The following is a 16,153-nucleotide window of genomic DNA, read 5'->3' as shown; positions in this document are numbered from 1 at the left end:
CGCTTCAGACGCGCAGCCACTTGCGGGCGGTGGGCCCGAAGAAGCGCATCACGCCGGACACCGCGAAGAAGCGCACCGAGCGCCCCAGCACCGCCGCCAGGAAGAAGCGGTCCAGCGGCACGCCCACCATGCCGCTGCCGATGGCCACCACCTTGAACGGGGTGGGCAGCACCGAGCACAGCAGCGCGAGCGCCCAGAAGTTCTGCCCCAGCAGCTCGCCCAGCGTCGCGTCGATGCCGAAGCGCTGGATGCGCATGTTCAGGTCAATGTGAAGGAAGCTGACGGCGCCCTGGCGGAGCAGGTCTCCCAGGTAGTACCCGATGAAGCCGCCGAAGATGCTGGCCACCGTGCCCAGCAGTGCGTAGCGGAACCACTTCTGCGGCTGTGCGAGCACCATGGGCACGAGCAGCGCGAAGGGAGGAATCGGGAACACCGAGCCATCGACCACGGACACCAGGAGCATCGCGGCCACGGCGTGCTTCGTGGAGGAGAGCGCTTCCACGCGCAGGTAGAGCCGGCGGTACCAGGAGAGCTTGGCCGGAGGAGCAGCCACGGGCATGGGGTCGGTCATTTCGGGCGCGCACCCTAGCGGAATGGGGAGACTTTACCAGCCTTGCGTCCCTGGACTGACGTCTGCCTGGCGGCTGAGGATGCGCCGCGTTCACCCGGCCGCTATTACCGGGTTACGGTGCTTCCTCCATGACGACGGCCCTCGAACGTATCGAGCGTACAACCCAGGCGCTGAAGGTCTTCCCGCTGCCCTCCGCGGTCCTCTTCCCGCACGCGGCTCTGCCGCTCCACATCTTCGAGCCGCGTTACCGGGCCCTGGTGCGCGACGCGCTGGCCGGGGACAAGGTGATGGCGCTCGCTCAGCTAGAGCCCGGGTGGGAGGGCCAGTACGGTGAGCGGCCACCCATGCTGCCGATGATGTGTGCCGGGCTCATCATCTGGCATGAGGAGCTGCCAGACGGGCGCTACAACATCCTCTTGCAGGGCGTGGCACGTGCTCGCCTCCTCTCCGAGCTGCCCTCCGAGAAGCTGTACCGCGAGGTGCGCGTGCAGCTGTTGCCGGACCCCGTTTACCAGGGGCCAGAGGAGGAGCGGTTGCGTCAGGCCGTCTTTGAGCTCGCAGGACGCGTGCCCGCCTCCTTCGCTGAGAACCTCCTGCCGGTGGTCGCCCGTACCCAGGGAGGGGCCCTGGCTGACGTGGTGGCTGCCGCTGTCATCCCGGAGCCGGAGCGCCGCCAGGAGCTGCTGTGCGAGCTGGATGTGCGCAAGCGGCTCGAGTCAGTGCTGGACGACGTGGGGGAGCTCATCGCCCGCCTCAGTCCGGTGAAGCCCGTGGGGCCCTTGAACTGAACGCGGTGGCTTTCGCCTCGAAGCCCTGTTGAATTCCTTGCGCGCCGCCCCTCACGGGGCGTCTGCTAGCGCCCTATACCCGGAGGAACACCTTTCATGCGGCTCGTGAAGATTGGGCTCGCCAGCGTCAACACCACTGTGGGCGCTTTCGCTCGGAACGTGGACAAGGCGCTCGATGTGGCGCGCCGGATGGCCGCCGACGACGTCACCGTGGGCGTCTTTCAAGAGCAACTCATCGGTGGCTACCCGCCCGAGGACCTGGTGCAGTGGCAGGGCTTCGTCGAGCACCAGTGGCCCCAGCTCGAGCGCTTCGCTCGCGAGACGGCCTCGCTGCCCACCCTGTTCCTCGTGGGCGTGGCAGTGAACCACCAGGGCCTGCGCTACAACTGCGCCGCGCTCGTGGCTGGAGGGAAGATTCTCGGCCTGGTGCCCAAGGAGAAGCTGCCCACCTACAACATCTTCTACGAGGGGCGCACCTTCTCGCGCGGCGCCCCCGGCATGCACGAGCAGTATCGAGGCATCCCCTTCGGCGACTACCTCTTCCGCTTCGACTTTGGCCTCATCGCCCCCGAGGTCTGCGAGGACATCTGGAGCGCGGATGTCCCCATGCGCCGGCGCACCTACTCGGGTGCCGAGCTGGTGGTGAACCTGTCCGCCTCGCCCTTCCGCGTGGGCCATGGGGACACCCGGCGCGAGGTGCTCGCCACGCGCGCGTCGGACCACCAGTGCACCATCGCCTACTCCAACGCGCTGGGCAGCAACGACGGCATCATCTTCGACGGGGGTGGCTTCATCTACCAGAACGGCAAGCCCGTGCTGGAGGAGCCGCGCTTCCAGGAGGGCTTCGCCGCGGCCGTGGTGGACCTGGACCGGACCCTGCGCTTGCGCGCGGAGAACACCACCTGGCGCAGCGATCGTGAGTCGTGGTTGCGCGAGGGCGGCAAGCTGGTGCCCACCATCGAGTGCACGAGCGCCTTCACCAGCCGGCGCGAGAAGCTGCGCTACCCGGTGCCCGCGCACCGCAGCTTCTTCCTCCCGGGTCCCGACACGCGCCGCTCCCCCCGCGAGGCCCTGTGCGAGGACATCCTCGACGCGCTCTCGCTGGGCATCGGCGACTACTTCGAGAAGAACCGCGCCTTCAAGGTCATCGGCATCGCGCTGTCGGGTGGACGCGACTCGCTGCTCACCCTGCTCATTGCCCACCGTTACGCGAAGCGGGCGCGGCCGGACAACCCCGGCAGCCTGCTGCGCGCCTTCTACATGCCCAGCCGCTACTCCAGCGATGCCACCCGCGACGCGGCGGAGACCATTGCTCGAGACCTGGGCGTGCCCTTCCAGGTGGTCCCCATCGAGGAGGCCTTCGAGCGCGAGCTGGCCATCGCACGCACCATGCTCGCGGGGGCTGAGGTGACGCCCATCACCGAGCAGAACGTCCAGGCCCGCCTGCGCGCCCAGCGCATGTGGAACTGGTCCAACTCCAGCGGCGGCCTCTTCCTGCAGACGGGCAACATGAGCGAGCGCGCCGTGGGTTACACCACCACGGGTGGAGACCTCATGGGCGCGCTGGCCGTCATCGCCAACGTGCCCAAGACGGTCGTCATGTACCTGCTGGACTACCTGCTGGAGCAGACGGGCTACGAGGGTATCCGCAAGGTGCTGGCCAAGCCGGCCGGGCCGGAGCTGGCGCACAACCAGGTGGGCGAGGAGGAGCTGATGCCCTTCCCCATTCTGGATGCCTGCTTCTACCTGTTCGCCGGAGAGAAGATGGTGCCCGCGGAGATGCTCCTCGCGCTGGAGGCCATGTTCCCCGAGGTGCAGCGCGAGCGGCTCAACGGCTACGTGGAGAAGTTCACCCGCCTCTTCCTCCAGTCCATCTACAAGTGGGTGCAGGCCCCGCTGTCACTGCACATCGGCAACCTGGACCTGGACCGTGAGCGCGCGTTGCAGCTCCCCGTCGTGACGAGCAGCGACTGGACGCGTGGGTAGAGTTGTCGTCGTGGGGAGTGGCCTGCTGAGAGGTTTCTTTCACCCATCAGTCAGCGGGCCACTCACTAAGCTGTTCACCCCTCTCGTCTGTGCCAGCTGCCCTCGCCTGGCTGGGTGCTTCCCGAGCGGGGTCCCGTCACATGTCTGGGGTTGTCCCGTGCCTTGCCGGATGTCTTCCCGGTAACGAAGTTTTCGTCAGTCACCTGACGGAGGGTACGGATGAAAGTGAAAATTCTCGCGGGCCTCGTGACGGCGCTCTTCTACGGCGGGGCTGCGATGGCTCAGGATGTTGACGACTCGAACCTCGGGAGCGAGCAGCAATCGCCGGACAACATCGGCGGCTCCGGTCAGGATGATGCTGTCATCCTCGATCAACAGGATGTCGCACCCGTGCCCGGCTCCGACATCCAGGACCAGGGCGTGGGCGGCTCCGGAGATCAGGGCCTCTCGGGTGATGTGAACCAGGACGCCTTCGGCGGCTCGGGCCAGGTGGGCCAGGGCCATGCCAAACCCGGTATCCCCATGCAGGGCCAGGGCGGCGTGACGCTCTACTGCACTCCGGTGGACCAGCAGTCCACGGGCGGGAGCGGGATGATCCACAGCGACCCGCAGTCCTCGCTGGAGCGTGACTACGACGTGGGCTCGGTGGACGTCGCCCCTGCTCCGGATGATCAGGCCTTCGGTGGTTCCGGCTACGAGGCGCAGCCGAAGGACCAGGGCCAGGATAAGGGAGACATGCGCGGCCTGTCCGTGCTCATCGGCGGCGGTGTGGAGGGCTACACTGGCGGGCTGGCTCCGGAGATCAACCCCGGCGCGACCGCGGGCGTGACGGCGGCCCTGCGGCCCAGCAAGGTGTTCGGTCTCGAGCTCGGCTACAGCGGCGCGGTGAACAACCTGGAGACCGACGTGGGCGGCACCGGCCCGGACATCGTGCGCAACGGCGCCGTGGCCAACGTCACCCTCGGCCTGACCGCGGCCCCCATCCAGCCCTACGTGCTCGGTGGCTTCGGCATGAACTGGTACAACGTCCGCAACGGCGAGGCGCTCGGCTTCAGCGACGACACCAATTCGCGCGTCCCGGTGGGCGTGGGTCTGCGCACGCACATCGGTGACTTCACCGCCGACGCGCGCGTCAACTACAACTTCCTCATCGCCGACGACTTCGCGGCGGGTGTGGACCAGGGTGATGCCGGCACCGGTAGCTACAACGGCACCATCAACCTCGGCGGTACCTTCTGAGTGGATGGTGTGATGGCGGTATGACAGTCCAGCGGCGCGGTGCCTCAACGAGTGGGCGCCGCGCCGCGTTTTTCCTTTCGAGAGGGCAGCGCGCGCGGACCTGGCGCGTTAAGGTGTTGGCTTTCACGGGAGACAGTTCATGAGCTTGAAGGTGGAAGACCTGAAGGTGGGGACGGGCGCCGAGGCGACTCCGGGGAAGACGGTGACGGTGCACTACGTGGGCACGCTCACCAACGGCTCGAAGTTCGACAGCAGCCGCGACCGCAACGAGGGCTTCACCTTCCCGCTCGGCGCGGGCCGCGTCATCAAGGGGTGGGACCAGGGCGTGGCGGGCATGAAGGTCGGCGGCGTGCGCAAGCTCACCATCCCGCCTGAGCTGGGCTATGGCGCGGGTGGCTTCCCGCCCGTGATTCCCCCTAACTCCACGCTCGTCTTCGAAGTGGAACTGCTGGCGGTTCGCTAGGAGGCCCCCATGGCCACACTGGAAATTGGCAAGGAGAACTTTGAGTCCACGGTGTCCAAGCAGGGCATCGTGATGCTCGACTGGTGGGCGGCGTGGTGCGGCCCGTGCCGGGCCTTCGCGCCCGTCTATGAGAAGGCGTCCGAGAAGCACGCGGACATCACCTTCGGGAAGATCGACACGGACGCGCAGCCGGAGCTCTCCGGCATGTTCCAGATTCGCTCCATCCCCACGCTGATGATCTTCCGTGACGGCATCATGCTCTTCGAGCAGGCCGGGGCGCTGCCGGCGCCGGTGCTGGAGGAGCTCATCGGCAAGGTGCGCGCGCTCGACATGGACGAGGTTCGTCGGGAGATCGAGAAGCGCAAGAAGGAGCAGGAGCCGCAGGCCTGATGATGGCTCCGAACGCCGTTCTCTTCGACATGGATGGCGTCCTCGTGCGCAGCGAGGAGGCCTGGCTGAGGGTGCTGGAGGACGCGGGACGGCTCTTCCGGGGCAGCCCGGTGACGCGCGAGGAGTTCGCGCCCACCTTCGGGCAGGGCACGGCCGAGGACGTGCGCGTCTTTGGCCTGCGCTGCACCCCCGCCGAGCTCGATGCCTTCTACGTGGAGCACCTGCCGCGCTACGCCGGCGAGGTGTGGGTGAACCCGGATGCGCGTGCGCTGCTGGAGGCCCTGGCCTCGCGTGGCGTGCGGCGAGCGGTGGTGACCAACTCGGTCTCTGCTCTGGCCCGGACGCTGCTTGGGGCCGCACGCCTGCTCGACTACTTCGAAGTGCTGGCGTGCTCGGACCTGGTGGCCAACGCGAAGCCGGCACCGGACCTGGTGCACTACGCGCTCGGCCGGTTGGGTGTGGCGCCGGGTGCGGCCCTCATGGTGGGCGACTCGCGCTTCGATCGGGGGGCGGCCGGGGCCGCGGGCGTGCGCTTCGTCGGGCTGGGACTGGACGGAGATGCGCGCATCGAGCGGCTGGGCGAGCTCTTGCACTTCACGGATGCGCGCATCCCGGGTTGAACCGGTGTGAGTTCGAAGGCGAGGGCGAGCGTTTGAAGTGGCGCTCCCCCCTTCACTCATGGAATCGCGATTCGTTGCGCCACGGTGAAGCTGCCGAAGGGCAGGTTCGAGTTATCCGGCTGGTACTTGGAGACGCTCACACTGTAGGTGCCCGGCATCACCTGGATCGAGAAGGAGAAGTCCTTCGCGCTGCACGGGATGAAGGTGGTGGCGGTTGTACCGTAGGTCGTCTCGGTGAAGGAGACGGAGGCCGTGACGTCGTCGCAGGAGGCGGACTGCTGCGGGGTGGCTCCATTCAGGGTCACCTTGCCACTGACGGTGACGGGCCGAAGCGCGGCCTCGACGTTGCTCGTGGGGCCGGTGACTTTGAGCTCTGGAGTCGCGACGAAGGTGCCGCTCGGCAGGTTCGTGTCATCCGGCCGGTGTTCAGAGACGCTGACGCGGTAGGTGCCCGGCATCACCTGGAGCGAGAAGGAGAAGTCCTTCGCGTTGCACGGGATGTAAGTGGTGTCGGTTTTGCCATGGGTCGTCTCGGTGAAGGTGACGAAGGCCGCGACGTCGTCGCAGGAGGCGGATTGCTGCGGGGTGGCTCCATTCAGGGTCACTTTGCCACTGACGGTGACGGGCCGAAGCGCGGCCTCGACGTTGCTCATGGGGCCGGTGACTTTGAGCTTTGGAATCGCGACAAAGGTGCCGCTCGGCAGGTTCGTGTCATCCGGCCGGTGTTTAGAGACGCTGACGCGGTAGGTGCCCGGCACCACCTGGAGCGAGAAGGAGAAGTCCTTCGCGCTGCACGGGATAAGGGTGGTGGCGGTTGTGCCGTGGGTCGTCTCGGTGAAGGTGACGGTGGCCGCGTCGTCGTCGCAGGAGGCGGATTGCTGCGGGGTGGTTCCATTCAGTGTCACCTTGCCACTGACGGTGACGGGCCGAAGCGCGGCCTCGACGTTGCTCGTGGGGCCGGTGACTTTGAGCTCTGGAATCGCGACGAAGGTGCCTTGGGGTAGGTTCCATTCAGACAGTCGCTGTTGAGAGACGCTCACACTGTAAGTGCCCGGCATCACCTGGAACGAGAAGGAGAAGTCCTTCGTGCTGCACGGGATGAGGGTGGTGTCGGTTGTGCCGAGGGTCGTTTCGGTGATGGTGACGGTGGCCGCGTCCCTGTAGCAGTAGGTCAGCTGCGGTGTGGCTCCGTTCAGGGTCACCTTGCCACTGACGGTGACGGGTCGGAGATCCAAATTCAGTTGTGCCGGGTTTCCACCCACGCAAATACCCTGTCCGTTGCAGGTGTACTCATGGGGACAGCTCACCGCGCAACTCGCACCACAGACGTTGGCTACGCCTCCTCCGCCACACGTGAGCGAACCGGTACACCCGCCGCAGGTGATGTCTCGGGTCATGCCACAGCTATCCACTACGGTGAGCGAGCCGCATTGTGCCGCGTGTTGGGCGCACAGCTCGGCATTGGATTGAACGTCACATGGGGTGTCTGGCCCCGTCTGCTCGACGCATGCAGACACGCCCATGCTGGCTACCAGCAAGGCCAACATCCTGGGCAACAGCTTCCATGTAGATTTCGCGCGCATTCGATCCCCCAGCATTCCGCTCTTTTCATTGTCTCACGCCCATGACACGTCTTCATGAAGGACGAGGCACGCTGTGGCTGCGTGTGGAAGACCTGACCCGGCCCGTTGCCTGTTAGGATGACACCGCTCGGGTGGGGTGTGTGGAGAGGTGCAGGTCAGAAGCTGGGTGAGGATGGGGCCCGACAGGAAATCCGGAGGCAGCTCCGGACGTTGCCCGAGGAGGAGGAGCGGAGATGGGGAAGGGGAAGAAGCCAGCGACCTACGAGGACATCGAGGCGCTGCCAGTGGGGTGGGTGGGGGAGATCATCGCCGACGAATTGGTGGCCTCACCGAGGCCGGCAATGGGCCATGCGCGGGTGACGTCGGTGCTCGGTACGGAGCTGGGGGGACCCTTCGATTTGGGAAGAGGAGGACCCGGCGGCTGGTGGCTCTTCGACGAACCGGAGATTCACCTCGGTCGTGATGTGCTGGTACCGGACCTCGCCGGCTGGCGCCGGGAGCGTCTGCCGAGGCCGCCCGCTCCCAACGAGGCCTTCATGACCGTGGCTCCAGACTGGTTGTGCGAGGTGCCCTCTCCCTCCACCGTGGCCATGGATCGCGGACGGAAGCTGCCGCTCTATCTCCGCGAGGGAGTGGGCCACGTGTGGCTCGTGGATCCGCTCGCACGCACCCTGGAAGTGCTCCGACGCGAGGCCCACGGCTGGTTGCTCGTGGCGACCTACACGGGGGACGAGTCGGTGCACGTCGAGCCGTTCGACGCGGTGGAACTCGGGCTGGGGTTGCTCTGGCTCCCCGAGGCCCGGCCCGAACCCTGAGCGAGGACGGTGGCTCGCCCTGAGTCCGGCCAGCCTGTGAACATTCGGGGAACCCCGCGTTTCAAGCAGGGCTGTTCTGAGGCAGGCTCGGGGCATGGTGTTGGAACAGGTCCGGTCCTGGTGGCGGGGCGAGACGTCGCAGCCGCTGCGTCCCTTGGTGGAGTGGCTGGGCCGCTGTCCGCTGCTGCTCGTGCTCCAGGCGCTGCCGGTGTCCATCGTCTGGGGCGGGTTTGATGCGCTGGGGCTGCCGAGTCTCTTCTTCCATGACGTGCCTCGGGTGACGTTCGTCGCGGGCTTCATGGCGGCGATGCTGCTGGGGCAGCTGTGTTTCATTGGCTACCTGTTGGACGCGGATGAGCCGTGGGCGCTGGCGCCCCGGCGGGGCAAGCCGGGTGGGGTGCCTCCCACCATTCGTTGGTACCTCTTCCGCACCGGCACCTATCCGACCTGGCTGGTGCTGCTGAGCATCCCGAGCCTCATCGATCGGCACTTCGCCTTCCTCTTCGGCGTGCTAGCTGGAATGGGGGTGATGTTGTTGCTCACGCGCGGCGCCGAGTGGCTGCAGCGCTGGTATGAGTCGGACCGGCAACGCCACCGGTGGATGCAGCGCATTGAAGAGTTGCTCTTCAGTCGGCGCCCGACGCACATCGTGGCGCTGCACGTGTTGCAGGCCGGGTTGCTGACCCTCTTCGTGTTGGGCTACCTGCTGGTGGCCGCGCACGTGGCCTTCACGGGGAACCACGGGTGGGTGTCACCGGCCGTGGTCATCTGCGTGGCGATCGGGCTGTGCGGAGCCGTCTACGGGGCCGTGCGTTTCTTCTTCCCGATGCACCACATGGGTGCGCTCGTCCTCTCGGGCGTCCTGATCGTGTTCGCCGGGCGTGGGTGCTCGGATGTGTCCTTCTACGACGAGCTGTCCCTGCCCCAGCCTCCCGTGTACGCGAGCACGAGCCTTGTGCCCCCGCGTGACGCGGGGCTGTTGGCGGATGACGCGGTGCTGAGTGCGTGGCTGGCGCGGATGCGGACGGAGCCTCCTCCAGGCGTGGCGTGGTCCACGCAAGGGGAGACGCAGCAGATGTCGGGGCGGACGGCGATGCGCTGCGAGCCGGGGCCGAAACCTCGGTTGGCGCTGGTGGCCACGAGCGGCGGAGGCATTCGCGCGGCGGCCTGGACGGCGCACGTGCTCTCGAAGCTCCAGGGCCCCGACGGCGTACCGGGCTTCCACCGCTACGTGCGCCTCGTCACCGGAGCCTCGGGCGGCATGGTGGGGGCGGGCGCGTGGGTGGCGGGGCTCCAGCGACAGGGCCTGTCGGACCCGGTGTCGCTCACGGAGATGATGCAACAGGACAGCCTCTCGTCGGCGGCCATCGCGCTGCTGCTGCCCTTCGGCGACAACCGCGGGCGGTCACTCGAGCAGGCCTGGGTGAAGTACACGAACGGCCTGCTGGGGCGCTCCTTCCAGGAGCTGCGCGCGGGTGAGGCGGAGGGTTGGCTGCCCTCGCTGGTGTACTCGCCCATGCTGGTGGAGGATGGGCGGCGGCTGCTGGTGAGCAACCTGGACCTGTCGGCGCTGACGGCGTCCGAGGCGAGCACGCTGGTGGTGGAGCGCAACGGCGACGAGCCTCGCGAGGGTCAGCGCGCCCTGCTGTCTCTGTCCGGGGTGCAGCTCTTCCAGCTCTTCCCGAACAAGCAGTCCGTGTTCTCGGTGGCGGCGGCGGCGCGGATGAGCGCGTCGTTCCCCTACGTGAGCCCGGCGAGCGCGCTGCCCACGTCGCCACGCGTGCGGGTGGTGGACGCGGGCTACTACGACAACTACGGGGTGGACCTGGCGGTGATGTGGCTGCACACGCATCGCGAGTGGGTGCGCGAGTGCACCTCGGGCGTGGTGCTCATCCAGATTCGTGATCACCTGGGCAACGGTCGGCGCACGAAGTTGCAGGCGGCTGGAGCGGGCGAGCTGCTGGGCGGGCTGATGTCGCCGGTGGAGGCGGTGCTGCGGGCGCGCGAGTCCAGCATGTCCTTCCGCAACGACGAGCTGCTGAGCCTGGTGCAGGACGAGCTGAACGGGGGCGCGCCGTGCTTCTTCACCACTGCCATCTTCGAGTTCAGCGAGACGGCGCCGCTGAGCTGGGCGCTGACGACACACGACACGGCGCAGCTGGAGCGCGCGGCGAGCAGCCCGGCCCTGCAGTCGCGGGTGGACGCGGTCCGCGAGTGGCTCACGGCGGACCCCGAGGCCCGGGAGCGAGCCCGCGTGCTCGGCCTGTGTCCTGGCGGGCGCGCGTTGATGCCTTGAGCCGGAGCGTGCCCCGGCTCTCTCCTCACACGCCGGGGATGATGGGCCTCAGCGCTGCGGCGAACTCCTCCTCACCCTCGTAGACGGGGTGGCGCACCCACGTCCTCGCCTCCACGCCGCCTCGGAGCAGCTGCGTGCCGCTCTCGGGCTCGAACGTCCACTCGGGCACGTCGCCCACCAGGTATTCCACTCCCCACGGTGAGGCACACTCCTCCCAATCCTGCTGGGGAAGGTTTCCCCACGGGTAGCGCCGTCCATCCGTTCCCCGGGCCGCCATCTCCCACTCGTCCGCCGTTGGGAGACGGATGTGTGCTTCTTCGATGTGAGAGAATTCCGCACAGAGCCGCTCGGCCTCTTTGTAGGAACCGAGCCACACCTGTTCGTGGTCAAGCACGACACGGGTGGGTAGCGGATTACCCACCCACTTGGCCAAGGGGCGGTCCACGGGGACCTGGGCCACGAAGAAGCCCGGGGAGGACGCCTGGCGGGCGGGATTGGCGCCCAGCCAGTGCTTCACGGGAGCCACCCAGCGCAGCGGCAGCCCCGAGCGCTGCAGGTAGAAGCGACCCTCCTGCTCCACCACCCCGGGAGGCAGCCGCGTCGGCCGCTCCGCGGGCTCCAGGGGCGTGGTGAGCGAGTGGAGCAGCATCGACGCCGCGTCCGTCACCTCCAGCTCTCCGGCCAGCAGGCGCCACAGCGGCTTGAGCGGATCCCTCCCCGGCACGCTGTCACCTGGGTAACGGCGCTCCTGGAGGTACCGAATGACCCCTTGCCAGAGCTGCTCCAGGAAACGGCGCTCCCGGGGCTCGTCGACCTCCTGGAGCAGGGTGGGCATGTCAGAGCTCTGGAGGGCCGGCAGCACCTCGCGGGCGCGCAGCTTCGCGGTCGCCAGCACCGCCGTCATGCGCACTTCCAGGTCGGAGTCGCGCAGGGCGGCGCGCAGCACCTCGTCGATGCGGGGGTTGGAGCCCGGCTCGCGCATGAGCCAGCGCAGCGCCTGGCGCCGCTCCTCGAGGCTCGACAGGCCCCGGGCCAAGACGGTGTTCTCCTCGGTGGAGCCGGACTCCGGGGCGGAGGGGAGCGGGTGCGGCCAGACCCCAAGCGCCTGCGCTCCCGCCGTGCCCTTACCCACGAGCGACTGCACCCTCAGGGTGTACGGGCCGATGACCAGCTCGTCCTCGAACTTCAGCACCGCGGGATGGGCCACGGGCTTGCCGTTGAGCCAGGTTCCGTTCTTCGAGCCTTCGTCCAGCACGATGGCTGCTCCTTCGATGGCGACCAGCCGGCAATGGGTGCGCGACACGCTTCCGCTGTCGAGGACCAGGTCATTGGTGGGGTCCCTCCCGATGGCGATCTCTCGCGACGCCAGGGTCCCCGTCTTGGTGGTGCGCTCTCCGATGAGCCCGACAGTGATGTTGAACACGCGTGCTCCTGGGGTTGGAGGGCCGGTTCATCCGGCTGCTGGCCGAATTTCCAAGCACGACGCGTGCCAGCGGAGTCTCCCCAGGAACGATCCCGTTCCCCCAGGCATTTCGGAGCGCGGGGCCGGTCTCTTACCACCCCGCCACCGGCGGAAGCCTGTCAAAACTGCTATCAATCGTGACAGCAGGACTGAAGGCGGGGGACGCGGATGAAGACCGGGGACGAGGAGTCGAGCGGAGCGGGGGGAAACGGTCGGTCCTCCACTCCGGGTCGGCCTTCGCGCAGCAGGACCCAACACTCCGAACCGGCGAGCAGCACTCCGACCGAAGAGCTGGCCTTCGACACGCGCGGCGGAGAGTACCGAGAGCCCAAGGCCCTGCGCGTGCAGCGCGAGGGCATTGAGGAGTTGACCGTGCGGCTCTACCCAGACCGCTCCTATGTCTTCGGGCGAGCGCCTGAGTGCACGGTCGTCTTTCCTCACGATGCGGTGTCTCGGCAGCACGGACGGCTCGCGTTTCGCGAGGACCACCGCTGGGTGTACCGCGATCTCAACTCGAGGAATGGCAGCTACCTGGGACGCGAGGAGGAGCAGGGCCTGCTGGACCCCCGCCTGCACTTCCAGCGCGTAGGACCCTCGCGCGATTGGGTGCTCGAGGTCGGGGACGTGGTGTTGCTCGGCAATGGCAAGAGCCGGGTCACCCTGCTGGCGGAGGTGCCCCCCGAGTTGGTGGCCGGCGCTCGCGCGAAGCGGGACGCCTCTCCTGCCACCGTGCAGCTCGAGCGCTCCATTGAGCGCTGTGCTCGTCACCACCTGCCGGTGTTCCTGCGAGGTGACTCCGGCACGGGGAAGACCTTCATCGCGAGGGAGATCCACAGCCGCAGCGGGCTCGAGGGCAACTTCGTCATCCTCAACTGCGGGCGGTTGCCGCAGGACCCGGCCGCGCTCCAGAGTGAGCTGCTCGGGCATGTGAAGGGCGCGTACACGGGGGCGTCTATCGCGCGGGTGGGCAAGCTCTACAGCGCCAACGGGGGCACGCTCTTCCTGGACGAGGTGGAGTTCCTGCCCCGCCTCGCGCAGGACTTCCTCGTCGATGTGCTGGAGGGCTCGGGCAGCCTGGCGCCGCTAGGGGCTCCCGCGGACTTTCGCGAGCCGCCGCCGCGCTTCCGGCTCATCTCCGCGTCCAAGGCGCCGCTGCGGCAGACGGACTTGCGGCCGGACCTCGCGCAGCGGCTCGCGGCGGGGGACTTCATCATCCTCCCCACGCTCGAGGAGCGGCGCGAGGACATCCCGAACCTGGTGGAGACCTTCCTGCACCGCCTCAAGGTCGAGCAGCAGTACGACGCCGAGCTCACGCGCGAGGCCATCGAGTTCCTGCGCGAGGCGAGCTGGCCGGGGCAGATCCGCGAGCTGGAGTCGACGGTGAGGACGGTGGTGGCGCGCGAGGTGGCCCACCAGGAGCTGGAGGGACTCGCGCCCTATCGGACCCTCGTCACGCTGGAGGCGGTGAAGTCCTATCTGGAGCAGCGAGAGCTGGGCTTCGGAGGCACCTCCTCAGCGCCTACGAAGAAGCGGACGACTCAGCCCTCCGTGGAGTCAGTCGCGGCCGTGCGCAAGCGCCCCGGGGATTTGACCGAGCAGGACATCCGCGGGGCCTTGGAAAAGCACCAGGGCAATAAGACCCGCGCGGCCCAGGAGCTGGGCATCGCGCTCAACACACTCAAGGCCCGGATGAAGGCGCTCGGCGTCGAGTGAGGTCGCTCCTACCGCGTGACCACCTGATCTCTCCCCGCTTGCTTCGCCTGCACGCACGCCGCCTCCGCCGCGTCCAACAGGTTGCCGTAGGGCTCTCCCGCGCGCAGCCCCGCGACTCCCACGGAGACCGTGAGGTGGAAGTCGCCTGCTTCCGAGTGGAAGCGTCTCGCCGCGAGCCGGCGGCGCAGCCCTTGTGCGAGCCGCGCTCCCATGTCTGGCGTCACCGCGTAGAGGCTCACCGCGAAGGCGTCCCCCTCCATGCGGCCAATGGGCCCTCGTCCATCCAGCTCCGCCGCGAGCTCGTCCACCAACCCGCTCAGCGCCGCGTCCATGGCCTCGTGCCCTCGCGCGTCGTTGCCCTCCTGCGTTTCATCCGCGTCGACCCAGAGCACCGTGAGCGGTAGTCGCGCCAGGTGCGCGTCCGACACTGCCTTGGCCAGCAGTGATTCGAAGTAGGTGCGCAGGTACGCCCCTGTCAGTGGGCAGACTTGTGGGGCGTGTTCGCTCATCGTGCTTGGAACCCCCCCTGTGGGAAGATGGGCCCGGATACCCTCACCCCGAGGGAGAGGGAGGAGGAGTGGGCTCCTCAGCTTGCCTTGCGCGAGGCCGCCTTGGTTTTTGCGTGCGCCTTGTCGAAGCCCTCGTAGAAACGCACCGCGTGGTCCCCCACCTTCTGGATGTGCTGGTTGTTGAGGTACGCCGTGACCGGCGCTGACACCAACGGCATCGCCCTCCCCAACGTCTGCAGGCCTCCCTTCGTCAGCAGCACCTCCGCCACCTTCCCCAACACCCTCGGACTCGAGCGCTGCACCGGCCCCACTCCCGTCGTGTAGCCGTACAGGTCCAACAGCTCGTTGCGCGCCCGCTCGCTCTTCAGGTTCACCTTGTAGAGCGTGGCCAGGTCCACCAGCAGCGTGAGCTGCAGCCACGCCATCACCGTCAGGTCCGCCGGCAGCCCGAGCAACCCGAAGGCCCCACTGATGCCCCCCACCATGCTCGCCACGTGCTTCTTCTCGTCGATGAGGCGCTGGGCCCGCTCGCGTACTCCCGCGGACGGATAGCGCTGCTCCAGCTCCAACACCCGCTTGCGCGAGCGCGGCACCTCCTGCTGCACCAGGTCCGACAGCTTCGTGTCCGCCAGCCTCTTCAGCTCCGCCGGGGTGAACTTCTTCACCTTGTCGGCGATGGGGTCATAGAACGCCATGCGTCTCTCCTCCCCTCAGTAACCCCGCTCGGCGAGGTATAGGTCCACCAGTGCGCCTTCTTCGTACCAGGCGTGACGCATCTCCGCGTTGAACCAGCGCGAGTCCGGCCTCGCCGTGCGCACCTCGAGCTTCACCTGGTTGGGCGCCGTGTCGATGACCGCCGCCCGCGCCTTGCACGCCTGCCCCGGCTCGTCTCCGTAGCCGCCCTCCAGGCACACCTCGTCCCCCACGGCCAGCCGCCGCGTGTACTCGGTCCCCAGGTACCTTGCTTCGTCGCAGTGGCTCCGCACCGACGAGGTGCCGTGCTGCGCACACCGGTCCTTCAGCGGCGCACGCACCACCGGAATGGACCCCACGAAGGGGTCCTCGTCGTTGGGGTTGGGCCGGAAGGCCTCCCGGGTGGCGCTACAGCCCGCCAGCACCCACAGCAGGCCTGCACAGGCCCACGTCCACTTCATCGCGTCCTCGCCTCCGGGGCTCGGCAGCCCCTCCCTCAAGAATGGACGCACGAGCATGGCAAGCCCGCGCGGGAGCGTAAAGCGGCAGCAGACGCGAGCGTCCGGCGCTGCTCAGGCGATGCGTCGCGCCGGGCCCGGAATCTCCTCCGTCCGCCCAGGCACGATGCGGTTCTTCTCGTCCACGAAGACGACCGTCGGCTTCCACTGGGCCGCCTCGTGCTCCTCCACCTCGGCAAAGGTGGCCAGGATGACCAGGTCGCCCGGCTTGTTCAGGTGCGCCGCCGCGCCGTTGATGCAGATGACGCCGCTGCCCGCCTCGCCCTCCAGGGCGTACGTCTCCAGGCGGGTGCCCCGCGTCACGTTCCACACCGCCACCTTCTCGAAGGGGAGGATGTCGGCGGCACGCAGCAGGTTGCTGTCGATGGTGACCGACCCCTCGTAATCCAGATCGGCCTGGGTGACGGTCGCGCGGTGGATTTTGGATTTGAAGAAGATGCGGCGCATGGAGGGGCCCGGAAGAATTCGGCGCAACCGTAACGGGTGGAACGGCGGGGGACAACCTTC

16 protein-coding genes are annotated in these 16,153 nt (G+C 67.9%); 9 read left to right on the top strand and 7 right to left on the bottom strand.

Annotated features, from left to right (window positions below; translation table 11 throughout):
• Window positions 1-4: 4 nt before the first annotated feature.
• Window positions 5-571, bottom strand: coding sequence for a YqaA family protein (locus F0U60_RS48810; protein WP_395811085.1), 567 nt, complete (start codon window positions 569-571; stop codon window positions 5-7).
• A 128-nt stretch (window positions 572-699) separates the two neighbouring features.
• On the opposite strand from F0U60_RS48810, the gene F0U60_RS48805 reads away from it, so the two are divergent.
• From F0U60_RS48805 to F0U60_RS48780, 6 genes are all read left to right on the top strand, one after another.
• Window positions 700-1,359 (top strand): LON peptidase substrate-binding domain-containing protein, encoded by a 660-nt coding sequence (locus F0U60_RS48805; RefSeq protein ID WP_395811083.1) that lies wholly within the window; start codon window positions 700-702, stop codon window positions 1,357-1,359.
• Between the two features lie 96 nt (window positions 1,360-1,455).
• Window positions 1,456-3,345, top strand: coding sequence for an NAD(+) synthase (gene nadE, locus F0U60_RS48800; protein WP_395811081.1), 1,890 nt, complete (start codon window positions 1,456-1,458; stop codon window positions 3,343-3,345).
• Window positions 3,346-3,564: 219 nt separating this feature from the next.
• The gene (locus F0U60_RS48795) at window positions 3,565-4,584 is read left to right on the top strand and encodes a hypothetical protein (RefSeq protein ID WP_395811079.1); all 1,020 of its coding nucleotides are present in this window, start codon (window positions 3,565-3,567) and stop codon (window positions 4,582-4,584) included.
• A gap of 139 nt (window positions 4,585-4,723) precedes the next feature.
• Window positions 4,724-5,047 carry an FKBP-type peptidyl-prolyl cis-trans isomerase gene (locus F0U60_RS48790; RefSeq protein ID WP_395811077.1) on the top strand — a complete coding sequence of 108 codons (324 nt, stop codon included), beginning with the start codon at window positions 4,724-4,726 and terminating at the stop codon, window positions 5,045-5,047.
• Window positions 5,048-5,056: 9 nt separating this feature from the next.
• The gene (trxA, locus tag F0U60_RS48785; RefSeq protein ID WP_395811075.1) at window positions 5,057-5,437 is read left to right on the top strand and encodes a thioredoxin; all 381 of its coding nucleotides are present in this window, start codon (window positions 5,057-5,059) and stop codon (window positions 5,435-5,437) included.
• Complete coding sequence (locus tag F0U60_RS48780; protein ID WP_395811073.1) at window positions 5,437-6,057, top strand: HAD family hydrolase; 621 nt, start codon at window positions 5,437-5,439, stop codon at window positions 6,055-6,057. Before trxA ends, F0U60_RS48780 begins: the two co-directional genes overlap by 1 nt.
• 56 nt (window positions 6,058-6,113) lie before the next feature.
• Here F0U60_RS48780 and F0U60_RS48775 read toward each other — a convergent pair whose 3' ends face one another.
• Window positions 6,114-7,454, bottom strand: a complete 1,341-nt coding sequence (locus F0U60_RS48775; RefSeq protein ID WP_395811071.1) for a hypothetical protein — start codon at window positions 7,452-7,454, stop codon at window positions 6,114-6,116.
• Between the two features lie 419 nt (window positions 7,455-7,873).
• Here F0U60_RS48775 and F0U60_RS48770 point away from each other — a divergent pair, with 419 nt between their 5' ends.
• Together F0U60_RS48770 and F0U60_RS48765 are read left to right on the top strand one after the other, a co-directional pair.
• Entirely contained in the window at window positions 7,874-8,455 is a 582-nt protein-coding gene (locus F0U60_RS48770; RefSeq protein ID WP_395811069.1) for a Uma2 family endonuclease, read from the top strand.
• 601 nt (window positions 8,456-9,056) lie between these two features.
• Window positions 9,057-10,751 (top strand): patatin-like phospholipase family protein, encoded by a 1,695-nt coding sequence (locus tag F0U60_RS48765; protein WP_395811067.1) that lies wholly within the window; start codon window positions 9,057-9,059, stop codon window positions 10,749-10,751.
• Window positions 10,752-10,776: 25 nt separating this feature from the next.
• On the opposite strand, the gene F0U60_RS48760 is transcribed toward F0U60_RS48765, so the two are convergent.
• Window positions 10,777-12,174, bottom strand: a complete 1,398-nt coding sequence (locus F0U60_RS48760) for an FHA domain-containing protein (protein WP_395811065.1) — start codon at window positions 12,172-12,174, stop codon at window positions 10,777-10,779.
• Window positions 12,175-12,381: 207 nt separating this feature from the next.
• Here F0U60_RS48760 and F0U60_RS48755 point away from each other — a divergent pair, with 207 nt between their 5' ends.
• Window positions 12,382-13,926, top strand: coding sequence for a sigma-54-dependent Fis family transcriptional regulator (locus F0U60_RS48755; protein ID WP_395811063.1), 1,545 nt, complete (start codon window positions 12,382-12,384; stop codon window positions 13,924-13,926).
• Window positions 13,927-13,934: 8 nt separating this feature from the next.
• On the opposite strand, the gene F0U60_RS48750 is transcribed toward F0U60_RS48755, so the two are convergent.
• From F0U60_RS48750 to panD, 4 genes are all read right to left on the bottom strand, one after another.
• Window positions 13,935-14,435 (bottom strand): GGDEF domain-containing protein, encoded by a 501-nt coding sequence (locus F0U60_RS48750; protein WP_395811061.1) that lies wholly within the window; start codon window positions 14,433-14,435, stop codon window positions 13,935-13,937.
• A gap of 77 nt (window positions 14,436-14,512) precedes the next feature.
• Window positions 14,513-15,130 (bottom strand): EcsC family protein, encoded by a 618-nt coding sequence (locus F0U60_RS48745; protein ID WP_395811059.1) that lies wholly within the window; start codon window positions 15,128-15,130, stop codon window positions 14,513-14,515.
• Window positions 15,131-15,145: 15 nt separating this feature from the next.
• A complete protein-coding gene (locus tag F0U60_RS48740) occupies window positions 15,146-15,589 on the bottom strand; it encodes a hypothetical protein (RefSeq protein WP_395825765.1) in 444 nt (147 codons plus the stop codon).
• A 111-nt stretch (window positions 15,590-15,700) separates the two neighbouring features.
• Window positions 15,701-16,093 (bottom strand): aspartate 1-decarboxylase, encoded by a 393-nt coding sequence (gene panD / locus F0U60_RS48735; RefSeq protein ID WP_203408558.1) that lies wholly within the window; start codon window positions 16,091-16,093, stop codon window positions 15,701-15,703.
• Window positions 16,094-16,153 lie beyond the last annotated feature (60 nt).

It is taken from the genome of Archangium minus, from assembly GCF_044360475.1.
Lineage (GTDB): Bacteria > Myxococcota > Myxococcia > Myxococcales > Myxococcaceae > Archangium > Archangium minus.
The sequence above is the reverse complement of the archived record's forward strand: the minus strand, read 5'-3'. Positions and strand labels throughout refer to the sequence as shown.